This is a genomic window from Nonomuraea diastatica (assembly GCF_004349015.1).
In the GTDB taxonomy this organism is placed as follows: domain Bacteria; phylum Actinomycetota; class Actinomycetes; order Streptosporangiales; family Streptosporangiaceae; genus Nonomuraea; species Nonomuraea diastatica.
In genome coordinates this window covers 1-9,678 of the sequence record NZ_SMKP01000283.1, presented here as the reverse complement: position 1 = coordinate 9,678, position 9,678 = coordinate 1, and the positions used below count along the sequence as shown (strand labels likewise).

The window sequence follows — 9,678 nt, the reverse complement described above, 5'->3', positions numbered from 1 at the left end:
AAGCGGCTGATGCCCTTTCGGCTCGGCAAGGTTGGGGCTCGCAGGTCATCCACCGAACACCGTCTTGATGTCATCGGGGTCGTATCCGGCGGCGAAGGTGCGCTGTGGCCGGGGCTGGGTGTAGTGCTCTTGGAGCTTGTCGTGCATGTCCTCCACCCGGGCGGTGAGGTAGCGCCCTGTGGTGTCCAGGTGTGCGTGCCGCAGGATTGTCTGCACCTCGGCCAGGGTGAGCCTGTCGTCTCGGGCCATTCTCGTCGCAGCGGTGTGACGGGCGTCGTGCAAGGTCCAGTTCGTGCCGAGCACCTCGTTGGCCCGCTGCAGGACACGTCGCATCGCCCAGTAGGTCAATGGGCGCGGAACGCCGCGGCGAGTGCGCCACACTGGCTGACCAGGTGCCGGGAGCCCATCGGTGGCCAGGTATCTGCCCAGGTAACGGAAGGCGTCTGGAGAGCCTGGAACCGGCTGTCGGACTCGAGTACCTTTGCTGACCACGTAGATCAACTGACTGGGCCAGTCGATGTCGTCCAACCCCACCCCGAGTAACTCGCTGGCCCTGGCCCCCGAGGACACGTAGAACTCCAGCAGAGCCCGGTCGCGATCACAACGCATCTGAGCGAACAACTCGTCCCACAGGTGATCGGGAATCGCTCGCGGTCCCTGAACAGGCACCTTCTGGCGTAGACGGCTCCGGCGGACGGTCGGCACCGGCTCCAACGGAGAACGGTGCGCGAGAGCCTGGCGACGTTTCCCGCGAGGCCGGCACCGGATTGACCACCGGTCCAGCGCCAACCCGGGCGTGGAAGCCGTAGAAGCTGCTGATCACGGTCAGGTTGTGGTTGATCGTACGGGGCGCGTAGCCGGCTCGCAGCGAAGACTTACCTGTCTTCAGGTTCACCGAGCCCGCAGGCGGTGAACCAGGGCGACGACGGAGCCGCTGCGGATTGCGGGCCTCGCGCAGCCATCCCACCAGCACCGCGACCTCAGCCTCGGTGGCCGTATCCCACGAGGTCTGTAGGAACCACAACAGCCGATACCACCGCAACAACCCGAACCCATAGCTCCGGCACGTCAAGGGACTGACATCCCCCAGCATCAGATACCGCAGATAGCCGCTGACCGGCTCCACCTCGGCGCCGTCGGCATCAACCACCAGACACGGAAGCAACGGAGCCGTTCCCGCGACCACCGACCCGACCGACGGAACCGAGCACTGTCCCTCCATCACGGCACGTCGTACGTTCTCGACCACACCACACTCCTCGCAAGGCTGGACGCTTCATCCAGCTGAAGATCAGAGACATAGTGCAGTTAACAGGACGAAACCAGCGCAACAGGTCCATCCCATAGGAGCGGCACGTCGCCGTCGATCGCCCACGAGCTTGCAAGTCATGGATGAACGCCGACACGCCCTCGACGACCACACCGTCGCGGTCGACCAAGCGGAACGGCTGCCACGGGTCGCCGGTGTCCTCCACCACGCCGACCAACGGGACGGCCAATAGGGCAAGATCCCGCCGTGGTTCCTCGTCTGCGAACATGGCCAGGCACCGTAGCCCACCATCCCCGCACACGTCCGCTGAACTGGGGAAACTCTCCCCGCAGTTCAGTCAACGGGGAATGGGAGCGGAATGCGGTCCACCGGTCGGTCTCCACCCTCGACCGGCTGAACCCGATCACCTGCGCGACCGCGGACTTGAGGTTGTCGTAGCGAATCTTTCCGGCCGGCACCCCTCCCAGGACACCGAAGGCGTGCTCGTGGCCCTCGAAGAACGCCTCCTGCCCGCCTGATAAGGAGACCCGGTGCACCGCCTTACCGGAAAACGACAGCCTCAGGCAGAACAGGAAGCATTTGACGTCCTGCCCGGCCAGCCGGATCACGACCTCGCCGAAGTCGACTTCCGCCTCATCGCCGGGGCGGTGCGACTGCCGTATGAACACCTCGGCCGGGCCTCGACCGGCCTCCGCCCGGATCTGCGGCTTGCGTTCGGCGACGTAAGCCCGGACCACGGGATAGGACACGTCCGTCATCTCGTGCTCGTCCATCAGCCGGTGCCAGATCCTTGTGACGGTGTGCCGCTGCTTGCGCGGTGCGTCCAGGTCCGCTTTCAGGATCTGATCGATCGCCGGCTTGAATGGGTCCAGCTTCGACGCCCTGGGCGGCAGTTGCTTCCGCGGCTCGGGCCACGCAGAGGCCAGGGCCTTGACGATCGTCCGTCGGCCGACCCGGTACTTCTTCTCGATCGCACGGCCCGACATTCCCAAGCGGGCATCCCGGCGGATCGCGGCGTACAGATCGACCTTCGACGAGGGCATGAGGGACGCTCCTTCATCACGAAGCGCATCCAGTGTCTCACCGTAAGCCACACCATGTGGTCAAAACTCACGAACAATGACTTCACCGACAGAGGACCGCGGTCACACCCGGCGAGCAACCGCGGTCAACTCTCGCGAACAAAACCAGGGCGGCGAACCCGCCGGCCTGCTCCACCGCGGCCCGGACCGCCTGCACGCTGTGGGTCTGCACCACGAGCGCCGACAGCATCTCGCCCAGCGCCTGGACCTGCCCGGCGCCCGCCCCGCACGAGGTCACCGCCTCCATGGCCCGCGCCACCGCCTCGCGTCCGGCGGCCGAGGCCTCGCTGCCGGGGTCGAGACGTTCCAGCACCTGACGGTAGGTATCGATCAGCCGCTCGCTGGTCGCACGCTGCCGGGCGCGGATCTCCTCCAGCTCCGCCTTGGCCCGTTTGACGTGGGCGGCCATCCGCTTGCACAGCATCTCGGCCAGGTCGTCGCGGGCCCGCATCCGGGCGGTGTGCGTCAGGCACGCCAGCAACGCCACCTGCTTGACCGGGTCGTAGCGCGACAAGGTGTCGGCGTCCTGGGCGTCGGCCTCACCCGCGAAGTCGGCGATCTTCGACGGTGCGATGCCGTCCAGCCAGGCGTCGGTGTCGCCGAGCGCGTCCACCAGATCCAGCCATTTCACCTGCTCGCGGAACCGGGACCAGGTGGCCCGCTGGGCGGGCTTCTTGAGCCGGTTGAACGTCGATTTGCCGTCCGGCCCGACAACGAGCAACCCCTCCATCCGGGCCCGGCCCGCCTCACCCATCCGCCGCAGGATCGTGGCGAAGATGGCGGCGTTCACCTCGGCGCGGATGCTGGTGGCCAGGTCCTCCAGCGTCGTGTACCCGAGCAGTTCCAGCCGACGCCGGAGCAACTCCCCGATCGCCACGTTGATTAGATCCGCCGGATTGTTCTTGGCCTGGGCCGCCTTCCGGATCCCCACCGCGGCGATCGCCCGGGCCCGGCCCGCGTCGTACTTCACGCCCTGACGCTGGCGCACCAGCTTGCGATGCGCCTTCGCGCTCGGGAACGACCCATGGTCCGGCCAGACGTCCTCGGCCAACTCCAGACAGCGCCGAACGTGGTCGATCACCACCTCGGGAATCTCATCCGGGGACGGGAAACGCGCCATCTTCTGAAGCACTTCAACGCCAGCACCAGGGCGAAACACGACTCCGGGCTGCCGGTGCGCTGTTCGGCCCAGGCCACCTCCTCCGGCGACGGCGTGAAGAACACATGCAGCACCCGCGCCGAAGTCAGCCGCTTGAACTGCGGATAGGCGGTCCGCTCGATCCACGTCATCCCAGGCTGTCCCTCGCCTCGATCCCGGCGTCCAGACCCCGGAAACCGTAGCGTTGATCAACCGTGCCGAACGGCCGTGGCCATCAAACCGCAACCAAACCCAAGCGGAGGGTCACGTCACCCGACAAACGAACCCTCTGAGCAGCACCTCAACACCCCACTATCCCTTTCTCCCGTACTTGGTCTGCCCCCCAGGGTGAGCCTCGACGGCATCGCCGCCCGCCTGAACATGTGAGGACGCCCGCATCGAGGCTCGAACAGAGAGCGAACCACTCGTGGCGCGAGCGAGACCGGACAGACGAGGTTGTCGCCAAACGACGATCCACGATGCAGGCCGAGCCCTTCAGCCGAGACACGGCGCTTGAGGGGTTGCGGGATAACCTCGGTTATCCCGCGATATAGCGATCACGGACGTCGCGCGAGCTGGGCGGCCCCGCCCGGCGTGGACACTTCGTTTCCAGTCATCTGGCAACCCGGCGGACTGTGAAGGGCAGCCCGGTGGATCCCGGTCATGACCGTCCAGCGAGGCAGGACGAACGGCTCGAATGTGGAGCACCTCAGGGGTTGCCCGCCTCAACGCAGCTCGGCCGCCACCGCGCGTTCCCGCAACTGCGCCGCCTCCGCCCGCGCCGCGTCCAGCTCGGCCCGCACATCCTCCAGCCGTACCCGCTCCAGCCGCAGCTCTCCCCGCAGCCGGTCGCGCTCCTTGACCGCCGCGTCAGCCCGCGACTTCTCCCGCGAGGCCAGCTTGTGCTCCCGGGAAAGCGCGGCCGCCGACTCCTCCCCGAGGGCCGCCGTCTTCGCGGCCAGCCGCTCCACCTCACCGGCGGCGTGCGCCGCATCCTGGAGCGCGACCGCCCGGTCCAGCTCGGCCGCGGCTGCGGCCCGCTCCGCCCTGACGGCCCGCTCCACGGCCCGATCGCGCTCCTGCGCCGCCGCCGCCTCCCGGGCCCTGGCGCCGACCGCCTCACGTTCGGCCTGCTCCCGAGCACGTACGGCCGCCGCCGTCTCTTCCCGCGCGCGGTCGCGCTCCGTCCGTGCCTGCCCGGCGGCCTGCTCAGTGCGTACGGCCTGCGCCCGCGCCTCAGCGATCTGCCCTTCGGCCAGTTCCACCCGCTCTGCGAGCTCCCGAACGGCCTGATCCCTGGCCTCTTCGGCCAGCTCCATGTGGTGGGCCGCCTCCGTGGCCTGCCGTTCGGCCAGCTCCGCGCGCCGCTGCGCCTCCTCGGCCGACTGCAGCGCCTGCCGTTCTGTGCTGGCCGCCTCCCGCAGCGCCGCCAGCGCCTGCTCGCGGGCCCGTTCGGCATCCGCCAGCGCGGTGTCGCGCTCGTGCTCCGCCTCCTCCAGCCGTGAGCGCATCTCGGCCGTCTGCCTGCGAGCGTGCTCGGTGGCCTCACGTGCCAGTCGTACCTGCTCGAACGCCTGCTCCCGTTCAGTGCGCGCGATCGCCACCCGCGTGTGCGCCTCCGCCTGCACCGCACTCAGCTTCGCCTCGACCCCCGCAGGGCTCAGCTCGTCGGCCAGCGCCCGCGCCAGCGGCTCGATGGCCGACGCCAGCCCGCTCTCCATCCGGTCGTACAGTTGCTCGGCCCTGGCCAGCGCACCCTCGAGTCCCGGCGTGGCCCGCCGCAGTTCCCGCTCGCGCTTGGCGGCGGCCTGGCAGTCCTTCTCAGGACAGTATGCCCGGGGCCGGCCTCTCCCCCGCCGCTGCTCGATCGGCGCACCACAGTGCTTACAGGGAGTCACCAGGCTGGTCTCTTGGGCCACGGCGGCAGTCTAGCATTTTTTATTTTCCAGAATTTCAAGAACAAAAATAAACTGATCTAGCGCTGCGGCGAGGTGCCTCCACCTTGCGAGAGTGCCGGTTTTCGCGTTTTGGCCAGTCAGAGCCCTACATTGCGCATGGCGTTGTCGCGCCAGCGGTCCACGGCCCTGATGTACCGCAAAACGACCGGTGAGGCGGGGGCCCAGCGACCGTGTTGGGCGATGACGGCGACCGGGACACCGGCGGCGTAGGCGACGGTGGCGCCGCCGGCGCGCAGGCTGTGCGCGGTGACGGTGTGCGCGTAGGGCACGCCGGCGCGTACGGCCAGGTCGCGGACGATGACGTTGACCGCGTCGGCGCCGAGCGAGGGGCCGATACGGCCGTGCCGGTTGATCCGGCGCAGGAGCCTGCCGTCGGGCTGTCCGGCCTGGTCGAGCACGGTCAGCCAGTCGCGCCAGGCGGCGACCGGGTCGGTGAGCGGGTGGCTGCCGCGCGGGATGGCGATGGTCTCGCCGGTAGAGTCCTTGTCGGTCTTGGAGGTGCGGATGCTCACCTCCAGGCCGTCGGCGACCTCGCGCACGTCGTCGCGCTGCAGGGCGACGAGTTCGCTGCGGCGGCCCATCAGGGCCAGGCCGAGCACGAGCAGCAACCGGTCGCGGCGGCCGATCGGGGTGTCCAGGTCGCAGGCGCTCACCATGGCGCGGAGCACGTCGATGGTGATGGGCGGGGCCTCGCGCTGGCTGCGGGCACCGCTCTCGGCGCGCTGGCGCTTGTAGGCGCGCAGCGCGAGGCGGGCAGATTCGGTGGCGGGCCGTCCGGCGTGTCCGGCCAGCCGGTGCATGGTGCGCACCGCGGCGACGGCCTGCTCGATGCTGGCCGGGGCCTGTCCGGCCTCGCACAGCCGGGAGGTGTACTCGGCCAGCGTGTGGGCGGTGGCGGGCAGGCTGATGCGACCGTTCTCGGCGCACCAGGCGGTGAAGGCGGCCCACTGGCGGGTGTTGGCGGGCACGCCGTCGGCGATCCGCTCCTGGGTGCGCGCGCTGAGCGAGTAGTCGGCGGCAGTGTGCCCGCCACCGTCTGCCGTATTTTCTGGAAGCGCGAAAATCGGCGGCCGCTCCCGTGCCGCCGGAGCCGGCGGCGTCTCCTGCTCGTCGTGCACGCCCGTCTCCCGCCCCGTTCGGAGGCGATCCGGTCGCCTCGATTCTGATCCGCGATAAGGAAGGTTACCGCGGCTGCGGTGGCCGAGCAGGCCCGCGAGGCCGCCGCCCAGGCCCGAGCCGACGCCGCCGGTGAGGCCGATCGGCTGCGTACCGAACTCGCCGACACCACCAGCGCGCTACGCACCGCTCACCAGCAGCGCGAGGAGGCCATCACCGCCGCCGCCGTGGCACAGGCTCTACTGCGTGAACAAGAGATGTCACGCCTGCCCGGCGACGCCGGGCCCGGTACAGGTCATCCCGCCCATACCACCGATGCCACTGATGCCACTGATGCCACCGAATCGGCACACCTGTCATCCGATCGAGCTCCCATCGCCGCCGGCCCCATGCCGGGCGACGTACCGCCGGTCGAGCACACATAACGCGGACGTCGGATGTGAGTCATGTCCATCTCATGGCCGAGTTCTAGCGGGATATTTCGGTGGTCCCGCTCAAGGTTCGCCAGACCTCCTCCGGCGTACATCTGTTTGACCGGGCGCATCGGGCTCAAGCCCTTCTGGAGCCCGATGAGCACCGGCCTGCCTTCGCTGGCGCCACGGCAGGTCTCGGTGGCGCTGAGCAATGTGCGATCTGCGATGTTCCTACTGCTATGCGCCGAAGACCGGGCTGAGAAACCGGCGGACAGCCGTTGGCGCTGACGAAATGATTGGGCGGACTCAGGCATACAGACCGGGTGCCCTGCTATATCGAGTCGTTGGCGAGCGAAGAGCAGACATGGGAAGGAAGCCGTCTACACTACGGTCGCCCAGGTACTGCCGACACTGCTCATCGCCCAATCGGTAGCGAACGTGCTGGTGGGCCCGTGGCGCTATGCCGTGGTGTCCGCGCGGACGGTCGTCGGTGAATCAGGTGGGGCGCAGGATCCGCAGGGCGCTGTCGCTGAGGACGGTTCGGGCGTCTTCGGCGGTCATTCGTTGCGCGGCGACCTCCTCGGCTGCCGCGTGCGCGAGCGCGACGGTCGCCGCGAGCAGCCAGTCCAGCGGAAGCTGACGGCCGAACTCGCCGGTGTGCTGGCCCCGCCGGATCACCCGGGACAACCGGTCGAAGATCGGGCGGTGCAGGTCGTGTGCTTTCTGCGGTCCGGCGGGCTGCGCTCGCCGGAGCAGGGGGTAGCGTTCGGCGGCACGCCAGCTTGCGTCGAGCAACCGCACGAGGGCAACTTCGGCTGGCTGGTCATCCGGTGTGCCGATGGCGTCCATGGCGGCCACGACCTCCTCGGTGACGTGGTCGATGACCGCATTGATCAGTTTCTCGCGGCTGGTGTAGTGCGCGTACACGGTCGGCCGGGTCAGGGCCGCGGCCTTGGCGATGTCCTCGAGGCTGGCGTCGGGCTGCTCCCCGAGGATCTGCGCGGCCGCGTTCAGGATCGCGGTTCGGCTGCGGTCGGCGTCGGCGCGACGCCGACGCGCTGGGGAGGCGCTGGTGCTCTGCTCGGACATCACCCCCACCCTATCAACTTTGACAGCCATGTAAGAGATGCCTAATGTTATCACTGCTGTAAAAGTTATCTGGCTACTCCCGGGACGGCAGCAGGTGGTTATGTGAGATTCACGCAATGGCTGGACCAGAACGCGTTCACGGCCGAGACGATCGACCCGACGGCTTCACTCGACGATCTTGCGCCGCTGCGTGCCATGATCGGCGACGCGCGAGTGGTCGCCATCGGCGAGAGCGCGCACCACGTTCGGGAGTTTTACTTGCTGCGCCATCGCCTGTTGCGCTTCCTCGTCGAGCGGTGCGGTTTCACCGTGTATGCCTTCGAAGCGCCGTACGTCGAGGCCGAGGCCGTCGACGCCTGGGTGCACGGCGGGCCGGGCACCATCGCCAAACTGACGGCCCCCAACACCATGGACCTGACCCACTGCCCGGAAATGCACGACACCCTGTCCTGGCTGCGGGACTACAACACCACGACGAACCATCCGGTGCGCTTCGCCGGAACTCTCGCGGGTAACGGCGGAGGGTCACCCCTGCCCGAACTCCAGAAGGTCGCCGACTACCTACGGCGAGCCGACCCGGACGCGCTGCCCCTGCTCGACCGGGCGATCACGGCGGCCGGCACCTACCACGCGGCGGATCCGATGCGTGCCATCCAGAACTACCTGGCGGTCGACCAGGCTGCCCGGGACACGGTCACGGCGAACCTGAGCCGGCTCTTTGCCCGGCTGGAGAGCATGGCCGCCCGACCACCCGCGGGCTGGGCGGCCGCCAAGACCTACCTGCGGGGCGCCTGGCTGGTGGACCACCTGCACCGGGACATGGCGGGTCAGGGACTGGCGACCGGGACGACCCCATTGGACGCCTTCATCGCCGAGTCGGTCCTCCAGCAACTCGAACTCGACCCCACCGCCAAGATCGTGCTCGCGGTACACAACGTGCATCTTCGTACCACGGAGGTAGACCATGACGGAGCCGCCGGGCTGTTCCCCGCCGGGTACCACCTGCGAAACGCGCTCGGCGACGCCTACCTCGCGATCGCCGCGACCGGCAACCACGGGCGGATCGCCGCCGGGGCGGTCGACGCGGACGAGCCGACCGGCTTCCGGTACACCGAGCACCATCTGCCCGAACCGCAACCGGACAGCATCGAGGCCGCCTTCGACACCACCGCGGCCCTGACCATCGCCGACCTGCGAGCCGCCCGGCCGGATATCGACGACGCGGCGGCCTTCCAGTCGTTCCGCCAGAACGACCATTTCCTCGGCGTTACGGTGTTCGACGCACTGGACGCGGTGGCCTACCTCCCACACCTGCACACCACCGCGCAGCCAGCGGCACCCCATTCGTAAGTGAGCTCTTTTCCCCCTGCCCAGCGTCGCTCTCAGCGAGGCCATCCGCGCCTTTCCGGCCCGTCGTGATCTGGATGCAGAAACCGTCCGCACCTAGGGGTGTAGCCAAGGTAAGCCCAAAACCCACAATCGCGATCTGGTCGGAAATTAAGACCGTTCGGTAGGCGCACGTCAGTAACCCACCACTGCTCCAGCGTGGGTGATGCTCTTGAGCTGCAAGAATGTGAAGTGTTGATCCCCCAGCGGGGTGCCGGGGATGAGC

Annotated in this window: 8 protein-coding genes and 1 pseudogene; 2 read left to right on the top strand and 7 right to left on the bottom strand. The window is 68.5% G+C overall.

Annotated elements, in window-relative coordinates; translation table 11 throughout:
• Positions 1 to 45: 45 nt before the first annotated feature.
• From E1294_RS55250 to E1294_RS49165, 6 genes and pseudogenes are all read right to left on the bottom strand, one after another.
• Positions 46 to 609 (bottom strand): tyrosine-type recombinase/integrase, encoded by a 564-nt coding sequence (locus E1294_RS55250; protein WP_220448391.1) that lies wholly within the window; start codon positions 607 to 609, stop codon positions 46 to 48.
• Positions 599 to 1,249, bottom strand: a complete 651-nt coding sequence (locus E1294_RS55245) for a hypothetical protein (protein WP_220448390.1) — start codon at positions 1,247 to 1,249, stop codon at positions 599 to 601. The genes E1294_RS55250 and E1294_RS55245 overlap by 11 nt, the downstream gene beginning before the upstream one ends.
• 137 nt (positions 1,250 to 1,386) lie before the next feature.
• Positions 1,387 to 2,313: a transposase gene (locus E1294_RS53815; protein ID WP_165977919.1), complete on the bottom strand. Its 927-nt coding sequence runs from the start codon at positions 2,311 to 2,313 to the stop codon at positions 1,387 to 1,389.
• Between the two features lie 82 nt (positions 2,314 to 2,395).
• Positions 2,396 to 3,642 (bottom strand): annotated as a pseudogene (locus E1294_RS49180) (DUF4158 domain-containing protein).
• A gap of 573 nt (positions 3,643 to 4,215) precedes the next feature.
• A complete protein-coding gene (locus tag E1294_RS53810; RefSeq protein ID WP_165977918.1) occupies positions 4,216 to 5,409 on the bottom strand; it encodes a coiled-coil domain-containing protein in 1,194 nt (397 codons plus the stop codon).
• 116 nt (positions 5,410 to 5,525) lie between these two features.
• Positions 5,526 to 6,566 carry a tyrosine-type recombinase/integrase gene (locus E1294_RS49165; protein WP_220448389.1) on the bottom strand — a complete coding sequence of 347 codons (1,041 nt, stop codon included), beginning with the start codon at positions 6,564 to 6,566 and terminating at the stop codon, positions 5,526 to 5,528.
• 78 nt (positions 6,567 to 6,644) lie between these two features.
• Between E1294_RS49165 and E1294_RS49160 the strand changes: the two genes are divergently transcribed.
• Positions 6,645 to 6,989 (top strand): hypothetical protein, encoded by a 345-nt coding sequence (locus E1294_RS49160; RefSeq protein ID WP_132519333.1) that lies wholly within the window; start codon positions 6,645 to 6,647, stop codon positions 6,987 to 6,989.
• 483 nt (positions 6,990 to 7,472) lie between these two features.
• Here the strand turns inward: E1294_RS49160 and E1294_RS49155 are convergent, their stop codons facing one another.
• On the bottom strand, positions 7,473 to 8,066 hold the full coding sequence (locus tag E1294_RS49155) for a TetR/AcrR family transcriptional regulator (protein WP_132519330.1): 594 nt from the start codon (positions 8,064 to 8,066) through the stop codon (positions 7,473 to 7,475).
• 102 nt (positions 8,067 to 8,168) lie between these two features.
• Between E1294_RS49155 and E1294_RS49150 the strand changes: the two genes are divergently transcribed.
• Positions 8,169 to 9,416 (top strand): erythromycin esterase family protein, encoded by a 1,248-nt coding sequence (locus E1294_RS49150; protein ID WP_132519327.1) that lies wholly within the window; start codon positions 8,169 to 8,171, stop codon positions 9,414 to 9,416.
• The last annotated feature ends 262 nt before the right edge of the window (positions 9,417 to 9,678 follow it).